At 59.7% G+C, this 14784-nt stretch carries 14 protein-coding genes and 2 pseudogenes; 4 read left to right on the top strand and 12 right to left on the bottom strand.

All coding sequences use genetic code 11. From position 1 onward, the window contains the following. Nucleotides 1-46: 46 nt before the first annotated feature. On the top strand, nucleotides 47-1165 hold the full coding sequence (locus PQQ86_RS25730; protein ID WP_408273289.1) for a porin: 1119 nt from the start codon (nucleotides 47-49) through the stop codon (nucleotides 1163-1165). Nucleotides 1166-1264: 99 nt separating this feature from the next. Then, nucleotides 1265-2161, top strand: coding sequence for a LysR family transcriptional regulator (locus tag PQQ86_RS25725; RefSeq protein WP_408273286.1), 897 nt, complete (start codon nucleotides 1265-1267; stop codon nucleotides 2159-2161). Nucleotides 2162-2184: 23 nt separating this feature from the next. Here PQQ86_RS25725 and PQQ86_RS25720 read toward each other — a convergent pair whose 3' ends face one another. The 10 genes from PQQ86_RS25720 to PQQ86_RS25675 form a co-directional block, all read right to left on the bottom strand. Then, nucleotides 2185-2793: a hypothetical protein gene (locus tag PQQ86_RS25720; protein ID WP_408233416.1), complete on the bottom strand. Its 609-nt coding sequence runs from the start codon at nucleotides 2791-2793 to the stop codon at nucleotides 2185-2187. 53 nt (nucleotides 2794-2846) lie between these two features. Beyond that, nucleotides 2847-3176: a hypothetical protein gene (locus PQQ86_RS25715; RefSeq protein ID WP_408233419.1), complete on the bottom strand. Its 330-nt coding sequence runs from the start codon at nucleotides 3174-3176 to the stop codon at nucleotides 2847-2849. A 239-nt stretch (nucleotides 3177-3415) separates the two neighbouring features. After that, nucleotides 3416-4207, bottom strand: a complete 792-nt coding sequence (locus PQQ86_RS25710) for an alpha/beta fold hydrolase (RefSeq protein WP_408233422.1) — start codon at nucleotides 4205-4207, stop codon at nucleotides 3416-3418. A gap of 96 nt (nucleotides 4208-4303) precedes the next feature. Further along, nucleotides 4304-5608: an MFS transporter gene (locus PQQ86_RS25705; protein ID WP_408233425.1), complete on the bottom strand. Its 1305-nt coding sequence runs from the start codon at nucleotides 5606-5608 to the stop codon at nucleotides 4304-4306. 82 nt (nucleotides 5609-5690) lie between these two features. Continuing rightward, nucleotides 5691-6386 carry a flavin reductase family protein gene (locus PQQ86_RS25700; RefSeq protein ID WP_408273281.1) on the bottom strand — a complete coding sequence of 232 codons (696 nt, stop codon included), beginning with the start codon at nucleotides 6384-6386 and terminating at the stop codon, nucleotides 5691-5693. Then, nucleotides 6383-7561 carry an alpha/beta hydrolase family protein gene (locus PQQ86_RS25695; RefSeq protein WP_408233431.1) on the bottom strand — a complete coding sequence of 393 codons (1179 nt, stop codon included), beginning with the start codon at nucleotides 7559-7561 and terminating at the stop codon, nucleotides 6383-6385. The genes PQQ86_RS25700 and PQQ86_RS25695 overlap by 4 nt, the downstream gene beginning before the upstream one ends. A gap of 99 nt (nucleotides 7562-7660) precedes the next feature. Beyond that, entirely contained in the window at nucleotides 7661-8221 is a 561-nt protein-coding gene (locus PQQ86_RS25690) for a VOC family protein (protein WP_408233434.1), read from the bottom strand. Between the two features lie 35 nt (nucleotides 8222-8256). Next, nucleotides 8257-9240: a fumarylacetoacetate hydrolase family protein gene (locus tag PQQ86_RS25685; protein ID WP_408233437.1), complete on the bottom strand. Its 984-nt coding sequence runs from the start codon at nucleotides 9238-9240 to the stop codon at nucleotides 8257-8259. A 262-nt stretch (nucleotides 9241-9502) separates the two neighbouring features. Next, nucleotides 9503-10615, bottom strand: coding sequence for a porin (locus PQQ86_RS25680; protein WP_408233441.1), 1113 nt, complete (start codon nucleotides 10613-10615; stop codon nucleotides 9503-9505). A 146-nt stretch (nucleotides 10616-10761) separates the two neighbouring features. Next, nucleotides 10762-11538 carry an IclR family transcriptional regulator gene (locus PQQ86_RS25675; RefSeq protein WP_408273276.1) on the bottom strand — a complete coding sequence of 259 codons (777 nt, stop codon included), beginning with the start codon at nucleotides 11536-11538 and terminating at the stop codon, nucleotides 10762-10764. 572 nt (nucleotides 11539-12110) lie between these two features. On the opposite strand from PQQ86_RS25675, the pseudogene PQQ86_RS25670 reads away from it, so the two are divergent. Beyond that, nucleotides 12111-13180, top strand: a pseudogene (locus PQQ86_RS25670) (IS110 family RNA-guided transposase). A gap of 21 nt (nucleotides 13181-13201) precedes the next feature. Here the strand turns inward: PQQ86_RS25670 and PQQ86_RS25665 are convergent. Next, on the bottom strand, nucleotides 13202-13498 hold the full coding sequence (locus tag PQQ86_RS25665) for a hypothetical protein (protein WP_408233447.1): 297 nt from the start codon (nucleotides 13496-13498) through the stop codon (nucleotides 13202-13204). Nucleotides 13499-13877: 379 nt separating this feature from the next. On the opposite strand from PQQ86_RS25665, the pseudogene PQQ86_RS25660 reads away from it, so the two are divergent. Then, nucleotides 13878-13989 (top strand): annotated as a pseudogene (locus PQQ86_RS25660) (DDE-type integrase/transposase/recombinase); the annotation flags it as partial. Between the two features lie 190 nt (nucleotides 13990-14179). On the opposite strand, the gene PQQ86_RS25655 reads toward PQQ86_RS25660, so the two are convergent. Beyond that, nucleotides 14180-14461, bottom strand: a complete 282-nt coding sequence (locus PQQ86_RS25655) for a YciI family protein (protein ID WP_408233450.1) — start codon at nucleotides 14459-14461, stop codon at nucleotides 14180-14182. Nucleotides 14462-14784: the final 323 nt, after the last annotated feature.

Here is a 14784-nt window from a genome sequence, read left to right as displayed (position 1 = left end):
TCGCCCATCGAAGGCATCCACACGCAGGATCGCAGCCGGATTTCTCATGAAACTTAAAACTATCGCTCTTGCAAGCTCGTGCATCATTGGCTTTCATGCCCAGCAATCTTTTGCGCAGAGCTCGGTGACGTTGTACGGGTTGATTTCCGTGGGGTTCGCCTACTCGCCGAACCAGTCAGGTCACCATACGTATCAAGCACTCAGCGGGCAGAACCAGAGCCCTCGCTGGGGATTGCGCGGGACAGAGGACTTGGGCGACGGGAATTCCGCCGTGTTCACGCTCGAGAACGGTTTCAACCCGTACACGGGTGCGGCGAGTCAAAATGGGCGAATATTCGGGCGACAGGCCTACGTAGGACTTTCGAATAACCGATTGGGTACGTTGACTGCGGGTCGTCAGTACGATGCCGTTGTCGACTATCTCGGTCTGAACACCGCATACAGTTGGTTAGGCAGTGTGGGCGACAGCGACAACACGTTCAACAACATTCGCATCCAGAATTCGATCAAGTACGTAACGCCGGATGTGAAAGGGTTTTCGGCAACGGTGCTATATGGCTTTAGTAACGCGGCCGGCCAATTTGCAAACAATAGGGCCATCAGTGTAGGCGCTCGCTACGTCCAAGGAGGATTTAGCTGGAATGTCGCATACGCTGAGTACGACTCGCCCTACAGCGCGACGAATCAGCCTGGCGCAGTCGATAATGACTACTCGGCGAGTTACCTGCTGTTCACACACAGTGCGCTCAATCCAACTGTCTACGCAAGCCGGCAGAAGATTTTTGGCACGGGCGGGTTCTACGTTGCTGGCCCAATGCGGTACGGGGCAATGTTCACCAATGTCAACTATTCGTATCTTGACTCAACGCACCTCACGTTGAACAACTTCAACGTGAGCGTCAACTACAATCTTCGCCCCGACCTGCTGCTAGGCGCAGCCTACATCTTTACTCGCGGAAATTATGACCGTCCAAATGAGATTCCAATGTGGCATGAATTGAATCTTGCGGTTGTGTACTCACTGTCCAAGCTGACGGATATTTCGATGCTGACGTTTGCGCAGCAGGCCGCCGGAGCTGAAGCCCACGCGACAATTCTCGGCTACGTCCCAGCAAGCGGGCGGCGACAACTTGTAGTGACCGTGGGCATCAAGCATCGGTTCTAAGGTGGCGCGGCGCTCGCGTCGTCCTCGGTAACTAACGGCAGGCAATGTCGGCGGGGTGCCCGATTGACGTAAAATCGGGCTGCTCACGAGGGAGTCGAAATGGACAAGCTGTTAGCCCTTCGAACGTTGTTGAAAGTTGCTGACTGCGGAGGGTTTACGGCCGCTGCCCATGAACTTGGCAAAACAACTTCGTCGATCGCAAGAATAATGGATGGGCTCGAGGCATCGCTTGGAACGTCGCTGCTTACGAGAACCACTCGCAACGTGACCCTTACGGATGCCGGTCAGGCCTATGTCGAGCAGGTTCGTCAAGTGCTTTCGGACCTTAACAACGCGGACAATGACGTCATTGACCGAGGGACGGAGTTGACCGGCCATCTGCGGGTCTGCGTTTCCGCAACGTATGGCCGCCTTCATTTGGCACCTCATATCCCCACTTTTCTTCGAGATTACCCGAAGGTCACCATGGACCTCGTGGTATCCGACACACATCTCGATCTCGTCAGCGAACGGCTTGACGTCGCGGTGCGCGTCGGCGTGCCGGATGTGGATGAAAAACTCGTCGTGAAATCGCTGTCGAAAAGCGAGCGGCTTCTTGTGGCCAGTCCAGATTATCTGCAACGCAGCGGGGAACCCACGACCCCTGCAGACCTTGCGAAGCATCAATGCGTACAATTCGCGTATAGACCGGGACGCCGGCAAAGGTGGAAGTTTAGAACCGGCGACGCTACGGAATCAGTCATCGTGACGGGCCAGCTCATCACGAATAATCTGGACATGATCGCTAGCGCTGCAATAGGAGGTCAGGGCGTCGCGCTTCTGCCCAGGTGGCTTGTCGCTCAACCTGTTCGCGATGGCCGGCTCGTTCGCCTGTTCGAAGACGCAGAGATTACCGCCGACGCAGGCGAAGCATTCATCTATGCGACTTATCTGCCCAATCGAAGGCACTCGCGCAAAGTGCGCGCGTTCGTCTCATTCGTTGAAGCGCTTTCGTAAGACCACACATCACAACTGGTACTTCAGATGGCGGCTACAAACAGCACCTTGGCAGTCAACTGCCCCAAACCTCGCGCGCATAGCGGATAAAGTTCTGACCGAATATCTTCTCGATCCGGCCCGCGAGATCCCTGAACCGGCCCGGTCCGGTCAGGTCGACAGCAAATGGCAAAAATCCGCACTTTCCCCTCGCGCGGAACCCCCTTCTGGCGTCGCTCCTCAACTCGTTTCCATATGCCCGCCTTGAACGCGCCCAAATTGTCGATCGTCGTCGACACCCGTCCGTACCGATGCCCACGCCATCCCATGTCAGAGTTCTGAAATCCGTAGATCAATCCGTTCTTGTTCGCCTTCTTCGCACAAAGAATGTCGCCGCTGGAGAATACCTTGACGATATCCGCATCATTCGCCTTGACGATAGCGTCCCATTGCTCCACCTCCCTGAGCGTCATCACGTAAGGACCGAGGTCGCCGAAAACGTAGCCCAAGGTCGTGTGGACAGCAGTCAGACCGGAGGCGCGAGCGTGGTCGATGGCCCGCTTCGGAACCGACGGAAATGTTCTTCCGTCGCCTGAATTGACGCCTGCCCCATTGGGGTCGGCAAGGAAACCGAGGGTATCGAAGACAAACATGTCCCCGAGCGGGTCGTGCGCTGCATCCTCTGAAGCGGAAAACCGAAAGAAGGCTATTGATTGGCGCCTTGACCCAGGCCGGCCTTTTTCTCAGCATTCTGCAAATCGGTCGGATAGTTGGGGTCGTTGCTACCCGGTTTATAACCGGCATCTTCAAGTTTCTTCAGTTCCACATTCTTCTTTGCACGGGCCTTTTTCCGAGCTGCTTTGCGCTCAGCCTTTGATGGTTTTGCGCTCGACGCAGCGTCGGGTTTAACCACAGCGGTCGCATTGACTGCTGCAGTTCCGCCTGCGTCTTGAGCCATGGCAGGCACAAGCGACCCGGCAGTCATGGCGGTGATCGCAAGCCCGACGATGCTCTTTCGTGCAGCAAATAGCTTCATTTCTGAAATTTCCTCTGGATAGTTGGCGACGTCCTTGCCGCCTGCAATGAAATATTCACGGACGCACCGCGGTTCTGCGCCGACTACCGTATCGCGACAACGGATGATGAAGAAAGATTTCGCGCCACCAAATACCGGTCTGTATGCTGGCCCGATGCAATCAGCGCGACAGATTCAATCAACCACCGCTAGCGGCTAGCCACGGGATGCATCAATTGCAGGCCCACACTAAACAATGTTCAGCCCCATCCGTAGCGCGTCAAAAAATCTCGCAGAGCGGGATTGACCGCGTCAGGATGCGTCAGGTTCGGTGTGTGTCCCGCACCGTCGACACAGGTGAAATCCCGACACGCCGGAAGCCCTTGGGCAAGCGCCTTGCCGAAAGCCGGGTCGATCGCGATATCCGCTCCGCCATGGAACACGATCGCGTCGAGCGTGATCTCCGGCAGCCGGGACGTGATGTCGTCGCGATGGACTAGCGCATCCACCGGGTGCTCGAAATGCGGGATACCGATCCTGTGCCACTTGGCCACCCAGTCCGCCGCGTCATAGCCTTCGCCCAGCAACAGACGGGATAACGGCCCAGCAACGTTCGCCGCGCCGCCCGATGCCCATTCCTCTTTGAGTCCTTCGAACGACGCCTTAACCTGCTCGTCATCGGGCGCGCTACGCGTCGAGATAAGCGCAATCGCCCGAAATCGCTCGGGCGCGAGCAGGGCTGCGCGCATCGAGATGAAGCCGCCCTGCGACATACCGACGAGCGACGCCGACGTCACCTCCAGATGATTCAGCAACGCAATCAGATCCCGCGCGGAATCCCAGTAGCTGAACGCGTTAGCAACCGCGCCGGTTTCGCCGAAACCTCGCTGATCCCACGTAATGCACCGGAATGTGTCGCGCAGCGCCGCCACGTTCGGAGAAAACATCTCGTGATCCATCAGGAAACCATGACTGAACACTACCGCGGGCCCATCAGGGACGCCCTCTTCGTGATAAGCGATACGGATGCCATCATGCGTGAAGCTTTTCATGCGTCTCTCCCCGTTTCTTGTACTCCGCACCCGCTCTGCATCGTCAGGCATCGGCCATCACCGGATGTCCCGCCCACATCCCAGCCGATATCCCTGTCAACGCGGGGCCAGCGCCTGGGAAGACTGCCTGCGGGCAAACGTACGTCCTGCTAACCCCAGTGCGCCCAGCGTCACGATGGCAGCCGCCGCCGGCAAGGTAGCCGTCAGCACAATGTCCCGCGCCGGCCAGCCCATCGAGAGCAGCGCACCGCTGATCGACGGGCCGACAAAAGACCCGATCCGCCCGATGGCATGCCCCCAGCCCACGCCGGTGGCACGCATGTCGGTGGGATAGAACGCGACGGCCAGCGCGGTCAGGCCCATGATGCAATTGATCAGGCCTGCACCGATCACACCGATCATCAGCAACACGGCCGGCCCGCTCAACTGCACCCGACCGAGCACGAGAACGCCGACCATGACCAGGACGATACCGATCGTCAGCGCCGACTTCAAGCGTACCCGGCCGGCCAACACCATCGCGGTGACGGCAACGGTCATGATCACATTGCCGCTCAGGCCACCCAGGCTGAATGCAGCAATACCCGAGGATGCCTTGGCGGCCGAAAAGCCAAAGGACGGCAGCAGCGTTGGGATCCAGAACAGCAGCCCGTAGATATCCATGAAGACCAGGAAGGCAAACAGCCACAGCAGCAGCGTGTACCCCGCACGCGCCTCGCAAAACAGCGACCGCAGCTTGCCGCCGGCGCGACTCGCCTGATCCCGCCCGCCAGCCAGTTCCGCGCACAAAGCCGGTGACAACACCCGGAAGAACGGCACCGTCAACACGAACGGCAACAGGCCGCCCACGATGAAGATCGATTGCCAGCCCAGATGCTGCATGAGCGGTCCGCCTGTGATCCCGCCCGTAACCGAACCGACCGACATGCCGGTCGTCACCAGCAGCGAGGCGGCAATCTTGTGCTTTGGACCCATGATGCTGGTCGAAGCCGTAATGGCGATCGGCAGCACGGAACCGAGCCCGATTGATGCGATCAGGCGCAGCACCGAGAGCATCGCAATATTGGTCGAAAACACGCCAAGGAACGTGAAACCGCCAAACAGAACGACACTCGCGACACCGGCCGCGCGATATCCGATCCGCTGGGCAAGCGGGCCGATCACGACATAGCCGATCAATGCCCCTACATTGGTCGCCACGAATACCGGCGTAAAACGCGCCGGAACCAGCCCCCACTCATGCGCGAGACGAGGCACGACGAACGACACCGACGTCGTGTTGAACCCATCCAGCAGAATGACAAGAAAGCATGTCAACAGCGCAAGCGTACGCTGCACGTTGCCGGTCAGATAGACCGTCTCATCAGTCTCCCCGCCCGTATCCATCAGTTTCGCCATCATCCGATCTCCTCCTTCCTGTGCATTCAACGGGCGCAAGCGCCGTCATCCAGCGCTTCCGCCCCGTGCCGAGAGCGTCGCAGGCCTAGTCCTGGTTCTTCCCGGCATGCCCGGCATGCGCGACGGCCTGCTCCTGTTGTACAGGTTCCCCCTGGCGGGCAAACCACTCCTCAGCGCTGTCGATGTTCATCGTGAAAAGATCCGGCCGCCGCGCGTAGGTCATGCCGCCCATACGCGCGACCGGGCGATAGGCCTGTGCGTTGACGTACATCCGCTCCGGGTCAACCAGACCTTCCCGCGCATGAAACCGCACGATTTCCCCGATGACGAGCTCGCCCTTCGAACCCAGGACGAGCGACGCGATGCGCCGGCACTCAAGCGAAAACGGAGCTTCCGCGATACGCGGCACCGGCACATCCACCCCATCGATCAGTGTCAACCCCGCCGCATCGATTTCGCAGTAATCGGGCGGAAAGTCGATCGCTGCGACATTGGCGGCCGCAACCAGATCCTCGTCGACGAGATTGACGACGAAGACCCCGTTGGCGGCGATATTCCGGGCCGTGTCCTTGACCGTTCCGTCGAACCGCTTCTGAACGCCGAGCACAACCACGGGCGGATCAGGCGAGAACACGTTGAAGAAACTGAACGGCGCGGCATTGACCACACCGTCCTCGCTCACGCTCGTCACGAATGCAATCGGGCGAGGCACCACACTAGCGCTCAGGAGCTTGTACCTGTCGCGCGGGTGCAGCGATCCCATGGCGGCCTCGAAGCTCATCGAACGCTCTCCGGAAGCGCCAGCTTCGCGACGAACCAGTCCGCGATCCTGCTCAGCGCCGGCTCGGGGCGGTCCAGCTGGACGTGCGCTGCACCACCTTCCTCACGCGTATAGACACGCAGTTCCTTCGACTTCGATCCGATCGCCGCGTACAGCTTTTCCGCCTCGGGCAGCGGCGTCTGCTTGTCGTCTTCGCCCTGAACTAGCAGGATGTCGCAGCTGATCTGCTTCGCCACGCCTTCCAGCGTGAACTTCTCGAGTTTGGTAAGCGCTTCGTCATAGCTCGACACGCCGAGAATGCGCAGCAGATGGGTGCCCGTTGTGCCGAGCGCGGCGTCCGCGTTGACGCTGACCGGCTCACCCGGACGCACGTTCAGACGGCGGGCCCAGATACCGTGATAGTCGTAGATCGCGCCCCAGGCCACGCAGGCCTTGAGCCGCTTCTCGAACGCGGCCGCGCGCGGCGCGTAATAGCCGCCCATGCTCGCGGCGCAGATGCCGACGCGCTCGGCGTCCACGTTGAAATGGCTGACCAGGTAATCGTAGGCCACGCCTGCGGCCACCTCGGAATCGTAGCGCGCAGTCAGCTTCCCCAGACGCAGCGTCGCCCCTTGCCCCGGGTGGTCGATCGCGAGGCAACTGATGCCCCGGGCAGCAAACGCACGGGCCACGTAGAACATCTCTTCCTTGGTCCCATCGAGACCGTCCGAGAGAATGACTGCAGGCGCCAGCCCTTCCACGCCCTGGGCGGGCACGAAGTACGCGGAAATGAAGCTGCCATCGAACGGGATATCGAACGTGTCGACACGCGGATGCATCAACGCGGCGGCACGCGCGAAGGTGTCCATGTGGCTGGCGAACGTGGCCGGCGCCCGATCGTCGTCCGGCGGCAAAAACGCCTCTGCCCACTGGTAGTACTGGGCAGCCCGGTAGTACGCCTCGCTGGCCGTCACCGTCGTTCCGCCTTCGATCGCTTCGTCCCCGACAGCCTCTACCTGCTCGGCCAGCTTCTTCCAGGCATGATGCCAGGCCAGCCCATCCCCCCACGGGCCGGACTTCGATGCGTCCAGGAGATCCTTGCAGACCCAATGGATTTCGCCAAAGATCCCGCCGCTTGCCAAACAACGGTTCACGGCCAGCGACCACATGTAGTTACCAGGGAAATATTCAAACATCTCAATGCTCCTCATTTTTTATGGCGCGGCCTGCTCCACCGCACCCCTATCGAAATCTGTCTCACCACCTTGATGGGCCACTGGTGACCGGCCGCCGGCCTAGTCCGTCGCGCTCCGGCGGTAACCTGTTTCGCCGCCGAAAAGCGTTGCGCGCTGCGACCAGTCGTGCGTCTTCTCCCAGAGTTCCAGCACGCTCATGGCTTCCGTCCTGAACTGCGCGTCCTGCGCGGCTGTCGACGTGTGCGCGGTGAGTTCGAGACGGTGTCCGGACGGATCGAAGAAGTAAATCGAATACAGGAAGTCGTCGTGGTTAGTGGGTCCCACTACTGGGATGCCGGCCGCCTGGAGTCTCGCCTTCGCCTCGTCCACGGTCGCCTTGTCGGCGACCCGGAACGCGAAGTGCTGCACCCAGTCGGGCGTCTCCGGATCGCGTCCCGATGCCTGCCCCCGATCGCGCGGCAGTTCGAAGAACGCGATACAGCTGCCGTCGTCCATCTCGAAGAAGATATGGATATGCGGGCTGTACGCGCCCGTCGACGGCACATGGTCCTCGCCCATCGCATGGATGAACTTCAGTCCGAGGACGCCCGTGTAGAAGTCCGCCGTCTCGCGCGCATCCCGGCAGCGAAACGCCGCGTGATGCAGTCCCTTGCAAAGCATGATGTCGCTCCTCGAAAATCTCGCCGACGCGCGGGTCAATGCCCGCTCGACACGAATCGCTGATCGATGGCGCCGAAGACGCTATGCCCCGTGCGATCGAAGTGCTCGATCCGGACCCGTTCGCCGAATTTCAGGAACGACGTCGCGGGACTTCCGTTCCGCAGGGTCTGCAGGGCCCGGATTTCACCGATGCAGCCGCAACCGGCCGATTCATTCTCATTCGACACCGTGCCGAGGCCGATCACGGTACCCGGCTCGAAATTCCGGGTCTGCGCAGCATGCGCAATCAGATGGCCGTAATGAAACGGCGTATCAATTCCCGTCTCGATGTTGCCGACCTGTTCGCCCCGCACCCAGCAACGCATCTCGCCGCTCACCAGTCGGCCGTCCCACAACTCGCCGAGCTCGTCCGGCGTCACCGCGATCGGCCCCATGCTCGACGCAGGCTTGCCGGTCAGGAACCCGAACGTCCGCTTCAACTCGGCGGGAATCAGCGCCCGCAGCGAGACGTCGTTGAGCAGCACGAACAGATGAATGTGTTTGCAGGCGTCATCGGCCGACACCCCCATCGGAACGTCGCCGGTGAGCGCCGCGATCTCCGCCTCGAAGTCGATGCCGAGGTCCTCGGACGGCAACCGCACATCCTCGTTCCAGCCCAGAAAACCGTGAGAGACGCCCTGATAAACGAGCGGCCGATCGTACAGATCGTCAGGCAGCGGCTCGCCCCGAGCCGCGCGATTGCGGCGGATGTGACTCAGATAGGCCGCACCATCCAGATACTGGAACGCGCGCGGCAACGGTGCCGCGAGCGCCTCCGGAACCAGATCGAAAGCCCCGGTGGCGATGCCCTCATTGAGCGCGCCGTACAGCCTCCGCAGCCCCGGCGCCCGCTCCGCCCAGTTGTCCAGCGCCTCCTGTAAGGTCGCCGCAACGGAACTTGCACTCACTGCCCGGCTCAGGTCGCGACTTACGACAATCAGTTTGCCGTCGCGCCCGGACTTCAACGATGCCAGTTTCATTCAACCCACTCCTCTCGATTAGCCTGCGCCTTCAATCAATTGCACCTGTCATGTGCCATCGATGGTAGGCTGAATATTCAGGAAGATGCCCCTGTTTCCATTCCGTGGACACAGATGCGCGATGTGTCATTTTCCGTATTTGCCTCGAAATACTGGGATACTCCGCATCGCTAGCACCTCGTCCCGTCGTTGCCGGATTGATCCGATTTCCAATTGATGGAATCAGCAGGCGACAGACGCTGCGGGACCCATGAAGGTCGCGTCAGAACGTGTGACGCACGCCAATGTTGACCGCGATCGTGCTGCCTGGCACCTCGTGAGGCAGGGACGGCCCTGCGATGAAGCCCGTGTTCATCCTGCCGTGGTTGTCCACGAAGCCGAACTGGGTATACAGGGTCGTCTCCCTGGAAACGAAATAGGCCACGCCGGTCGCTACGAGGATGGAGTGATCTCTCGAGTTGTTGCCGTTACGCGTGTACCAGGTTCCCGCGTTGAGATTCCAGGACGGCGTCATCTGGTAATTAAAGCCGGTGCCATACACCTGGCTCGAGAAGCCACCCTTGACCTTGTACAACGCATAGTCCGCGCCGAAATCCAGTTGGCCGAAGTGGAACTTGACGCCCGCCGTTCTGCCCGCAAAAGAGGCCGTGCTGGGTGCAGGCGTGCTGGCCGCTGTCCCGCCACTGTCCCCGTTGTACATGGCGGCGTCTACGTGCACGAACGGCGTGTCGTAGGCCAATCGGAAAGCATATTGGCGACCCGCGGCAAAATCCCCCGGTTCCCCGCCGAGCGCGATCATCGCGCTGCCCTGCAACCCGGCGATCTTCGGACTGTCATAAGTGATCGCATTGGCGTTGAACATTCCGGTCACGAAGACATTGTCAACGTACAGCGTCTCGGCGGAGCCGAAGAAGAACGAGGCGCCTCTCGGGTCGGTCGCGACGACCGAGCGAAAGAACGGGGAAAACTGCACCCCGGCCGTGAGCTTGCCGTAATCGTCGTTGTCCATTGACAGATAGGTCTGGCGACCGAATGCATTCTTGTTCGAATTGCTGAAGGCACCCGTCCCCAAACTGACACCGCTCTCAATCCGGAATTCCATCCGGGTGCCGCCGCCGAGATCCTCCACGCCGCGCAACCCGAATGAACTGGCCCATGTCCCACTGTCGTTGAACGCATAGATATGACCGGCATTGCTTCCGTTTGCCGCGGGATAGTGCGAAGCATAGAGAAGGCCAGCGTCCAGCACACCATAGAGCGTGACACTGGATTGCGCATGAGCGACCCCGCCACAAAGTAATGCGCCCCCCGCCAGCGCGCAAAGATACGGCATCTTCTGGATAGAAAAAGAGCACGGCACGATATTTGTCTCCATTGGTATCTATTTTCGATTGCGAAAAACCGTATCGATTAGTATATCTAACCTCTTACGTGCCAATGATAGGTCTTTCGATCGACTGGACAGGGCATCTTCCAGCCAGTGGACACGAACACTGTCGGGTGCCGCTCCGGGAGAGCCCGTCAGTATTGCCGGGAAAAACTGTGCAGCGCGCTCTGAATCGCGGATGCCGTCGACTGCAGTCTGCGCGATAGCGATTCGATCCGTGCTTCCGTCATTCGGCTATCGACGGCCGCAACGCTGACCGCGGCGATCGGGTTGTCCAGCGTATCGCGGATCGCCACCCCGACAGCCGTCGTGCCGAGCGTCACCTGGCTGCGGATCAGCGAATAGCCGTGCTTGCGACAGGCATCGATGGCCGAGCAAAGCGCCCGGGAGCGCAGCGATTTGTTTTCGCCGTGGCGCTGCACGAGATGCTCGATCGTGACGCGGCGCTCCTCCTCCGGAATCGCGGCGAGAATTGCGAGCCCGCCCGCGCCGAGCCCCAGCGGGCGTCGGCTGCCCACTTCCAGCGTGACGACCCGAATCGTCGACGGCCCCTCATAGCGGTCCGCGCAGACTGATTCATTGCCGCTGCGGACGGTGAGATAGACGGTATCGCCGATGTCCTCTGCCAGCCGACCGAGAATCAGACGACAGGGTTCGCGGATGTCATAGATCTGCGATGCCGCCAGACCCAGTTCCATGCTCAGCGGACCCAGTACGTAGCGTTTGTCCGATTCCCGCTGCACGGCCATGCGTTCGGCAATCAGCCGATGCAGCAAGCGGTGTACGGTCGAATGCGGCAGCCCGGTCGTGCCGGACAGTTGCGTGAGCGCCAATCCATAGCGGCCCGCGGTGGCCAGCAGACGCAGCAATTCCAGCGCACGTTCGATCGTGCCCAGGTCGGTACACCCCATACTGCGGGACTTGACTCGCGCATTCATCGGAAAAGGGCTTGTGTCAGCAAATGATGTCCAAGCCTAAACAGAAATGAAGGCGTGTGTAACTGGTGTTTCTATCAAGATTTCCACCAGATGAACATGCCTGCTACTAACGCCATACGTCGACCGGCCTGCTGCACTCAACAGCGTGCTTCCGCTCGAACCGCAGATCATCGCGTGGTCGCAAGTGTTTCCGTCATCATATTCGCCTCCGCGTGTCGCGCTTCTTTGTCGACGCCTTGAATGCCCGGATTGTCAATCCATCCAAACGTGCCTGTCGAATGTCCATTGATGGCTGATTGTGATTTGAAAAAGTCGCTACGTTTTTTCAGTTCCCTCGCGAGAAAATCGGCCTCTCAGATCACCCTATAAACGTTTCGCGTACACCGGTCAAGGTGCAGGAAGACCCATGAAAACTTCGTCAGATAGTCCGTCACCGACTTTTTCAAATGTGAGAGACTTCCCCGTCCCGGTGTGACGCTGAAGTCGCAGGCATCAAGTGCCATGATTGAGGTGCCATCCATCAATCGGAACAGGAGGGGGAAGTCATGGACCAGCTTACTACCGTCGGCATCGACCTGGCAAAGGACATCTTCGCAGTCTGCGTGCTTGATGCTACCGGTGTCGTGTTGCAGCGACGCTGCTGCGACGTGAAGCACTCATGCGGTGGGTTGAGCAACTGCCTCGCTGCCGCGTCGCAATGGAGGCCTGCGGCTCCTCCCACCACTGGGGACGCTGGTTTTCCGCCCGCAGTCATATCGCACGCCTCATTCCACCCGAATTCGTCAAACCGTTCCGCCCCGACGGCAAGAACGACGCAGCCGATGCTGAAGCAATCGCTGTTGCCGCACGGCAGCCGACCATGCGCTTTGTAGCAATCAAGTCTGTCGACCAGCAGGCCATTCTCGCCTGGCACAGCGTACGTCAGGGCCGGCAGGAGGAACGTACCTCACTGCTTAATCGCACGCGCGGATTGCTGCCTGAATTTGGCGTGGTGATTGCACGTTCAGCCGACCGCTTTCTTGGCGCGTCGCCCACGCTGATCGAAGACGCCAGACTGCCTGACCCGGTGCGTGCCATGTTGCTTGAGGTTCGCGAACAACTGGTCGCGCTGAACCTGAGGCTTGCTCGCTGCGACCAGCAGATCGCCACTCACGCCAGAAACAGCGATGTCGCCAAACGCGCCGGCGAACTACTCGGCGTCGGTCCGGTAACATCGAGTGCACTGGCCGCCACAGTGCCCGATGCGGGGGTCTTCAGAAACGGGCGCCAGTTCGGCGCCTGGCTCGGCCTGACACCACGGCAGCACAGCTCAGGCGGCAAGACCAGGCTGGGACATATCAGCCTGCGCGGCAACGTCTATCTGCGCACGCTGCTTGTTCAGGGCGCCCGAAGTACGTTGCAGTCGGCGTTGCGTGCGGACCCCGCGCACGCAAGCCGGCCACAACGGTGGATCAGACAGCTCCACGAACGCAAGGGCTCCCACAAGACGCTGATTGCGATTGTCAACAAGCATGCCCGGATGTTGTGGGCGATGCTCGCAAAAAATGAACGTTACGATGCCGACGCGTGGCAACGTCATCCGGTACATCCGCCGTTACCACCCGCTACAGCATGACCCGGTTAGCCTGAGACTCAACTACTGCTCGACGCGATAGCAAGACGAGGTCGGACCGAACGGGAGAAGAACCCGACGATTCTGTTGGCGAGTCATCATCGCACGCGGCGTATCACAACGCGCCTGTTCGCCGGTTTTCAAATAGGGTTCTCCTGTGCGGCTCATATCGTGGCCCGCCCGATACGTCTCGGGCAACAAGGCCGTTTGCAAAGACGCAGTCTGTTCCTGGTATTGCTTCGACACGACTTTTATCAGCTGGCGGATAGCCTTTCCGGCAATTAAACAGCAGTCTTGATGTTCGACGACAAGCGTGTGCATACCCACCGCCCTCGTTCTCGAAAAAATTGAAGAAATTCGTGACGAAATCAACCTACGAGTCGCCAACGTAGGCGCACAAACTGCAAGCAGGATTGGGAACAAAGCATCGAGTTTATGTTCGATTTCTCAAACGTAGATGACCAGACGGCTCTGGAGGCGGCAATCATGAAATCGCTCATCAAAGCTATTGCTATTGCACTTTGAAGAGCCGCCCGCATTTACCGCGAGTTCTTACGCTTACCTGCACTACAAACTTAGCCTGTGTGTCCTTGCCGAGATGATGGCTGAGCGGGGTGGGTCACTCCCGCACACGACGATTCTGCCTTGCGCGCAGCGTTATACGCCCGAGTTCGCCAAACGCTGGAACCGGTTTTGCACACCCCGGACAGTCGTGGCGTATCGACGAAACGTACCTCAAGATCCGCGGTAAGTTTGTGTACCTCTATCGCGCGCAGGATCGGACCGGCCACACGGTAGACTTCACGCTACGCGGCCTCGCACCGGGCCGTGCGCGAGATGAAGGCTGACGGCCTGCTTCCGGCCAGGACCGCGGTCAGATCTTCGAAATATCTGCCTTGTGTTTCCGTTGTCTTCATCATACGGCTCGCTCTTTTTGTCGGCAGGTGATCCTATCCTGCGGCTCTATCGCGATAAAACTGAGAGCGGCACATCTTCCTATCCTCAGTGGCTATCGGCGCGATTCTCGAAACGCCAAATATCGACTGTCTTCCAGATTCCCGCCGTGTTGAACGGATCGTCGAGAACGAAGCGCCGGACCGTTTCAATATCGTCCGACTCATAGTGAAAAAAACTCCCGCTAACCGTACCGTCGAGCTCGATCAGTGGCCCCGCGATCAGGGCACGCAGCGTCGAGGCCTGCAATCGTGCCTTATGTTCCTCAAAGTGGGCACGACGACGCTCCGCCATCTGGCTATGATCAAGGCAGTAAACGATGAATTGCATTTGGGATCCTCAGTGAACAGAAAAGACCGGTGGCTGAGCCGCCCGGACCGACCTGATGCAAGACGGCGGACAACCGCCGCTGCCGCGCCATCAAGCTATAAAAAACTCCGATATCCAATCAACCTTGCGTCGAGCGACAGATAGCGCGCCAGCCCTTCATGGACCAGCGCGTTGCCACGCATGCCTACTTTCTCTTAGACGGCACTGTAAGGCTTGCACTGCTCGAATCACTGACCGGAAAATACCTCCTGCTTATCAGATCGTCCGCATTTTGCGATTCGACTTCCTTACTTGAGCGAGGCGACATACGCCTAGACCTATGC

Source organism: Paraburkholderia sediminicola (assembly GCF_046026675.1).
Lineage (GTDB): Bacteria > Pseudomonadota > Gammaproteobacteria > Burkholderiales > Burkholderiaceae > Paraburkholderia > Paraburkholderia sediminicola_F.
Note: the sequence above shows the minus strand (reverse complement) of the source record. Positions and strands in the feature narration are given on the sequence as shown.

Coding starts and splice junctions, on each gene's coding strand:
- PQQ86_RS25665 (WP_408233447.1), bottom strand. CDS start 13,498: ATGCACACGCTTGTCGTCGAACATCAAGACTGCTGTTTAATTGCCGGA.
- PQQ86_RS25695 (WP_408233431.1), bottom strand. CDS start 7,561: ATGTTTGAATATTTCCCTGGTAACTACATGTGGTCGCTGGCCGTGAAC.
- PQQ86_RS25730 (WP_408273289.1), top strand. CDS start 47: ATGAAACTTAAAACTATCGCTCTTGCAAGCTCGTGCATCATTGGCTTT.
- PQQ86_RS25710 (WP_408233422.1), bottom strand. CDS start 4,207: ATGAAAAGCTTCACGCATGATGGCATCCGTATCGCTTATCACGAAGAG.
- PQQ86_RS25725 (WP_408273286.1), top strand. CDS start 1,265: ATGGACAAGCTGTTAGCCCTTCGAACGTTGTTGAAAGTTGCTGACTGC.
- PQQ86_RS25675 (WP_408273276.1), bottom strand. CDS start 11,538: ATGGGGTGTACCGACCTGGGCACGATCGAACGTGCGCTGGAATTGCTG.
- PQQ86_RS25655 (WP_408233450.1), bottom strand. CDS start 14,461: ATGCAATTCATCGTTTACTGCCTTGATCATAGCCAGATGGCGGAGCGT.
- PQQ86_RS25690 (WP_408233434.1), bottom strand. CDS start 8,221: ATGCTTTGCAAGGGACTGCATCACGCGGCGTTTCGCTGCCGGGATGCG.
- PQQ86_RS25680 (WP_408233441.1), bottom strand. CDS start 10,615: ATGGAGACAAATATCGTGCCGTGCTCTTTTTCTATCCAGAAGATGCCG.
- PQQ86_RS25715 (WP_408233419.1), bottom strand. CDS start 3,176: ATGAAGCTATTTGCTGCACGAAAGAGCATCGTCGGGCTTGCGATCACC.
- PQQ86_RS25705 (WP_408233425.1), bottom strand. CDS start 5,608: ATGATGGCGAAACTGATGGATACGGGCGGGGAGACTGATGAGACGGTC.
- PQQ86_RS25720 (WP_408233416.1), bottom strand. CDS start 2,793: ATGTTTGTCTTCGATACCCTCGGTTTCCTTGCCGACCCCAATGGGGCA.
- PQQ86_RS25700 (WP_408273281.1), bottom strand. CDS start 6,386: ATGAGCTTCGAGGCCGCCATGGGATCGCTGCACCCGCGCGACAGGTAC.
- PQQ86_RS25685 (WP_408233437.1), bottom strand. CDS start 9,240: ATGAAACTGGCATCGTTGAAGTCCGGGCGCGACGGCAAACTGATTGTC.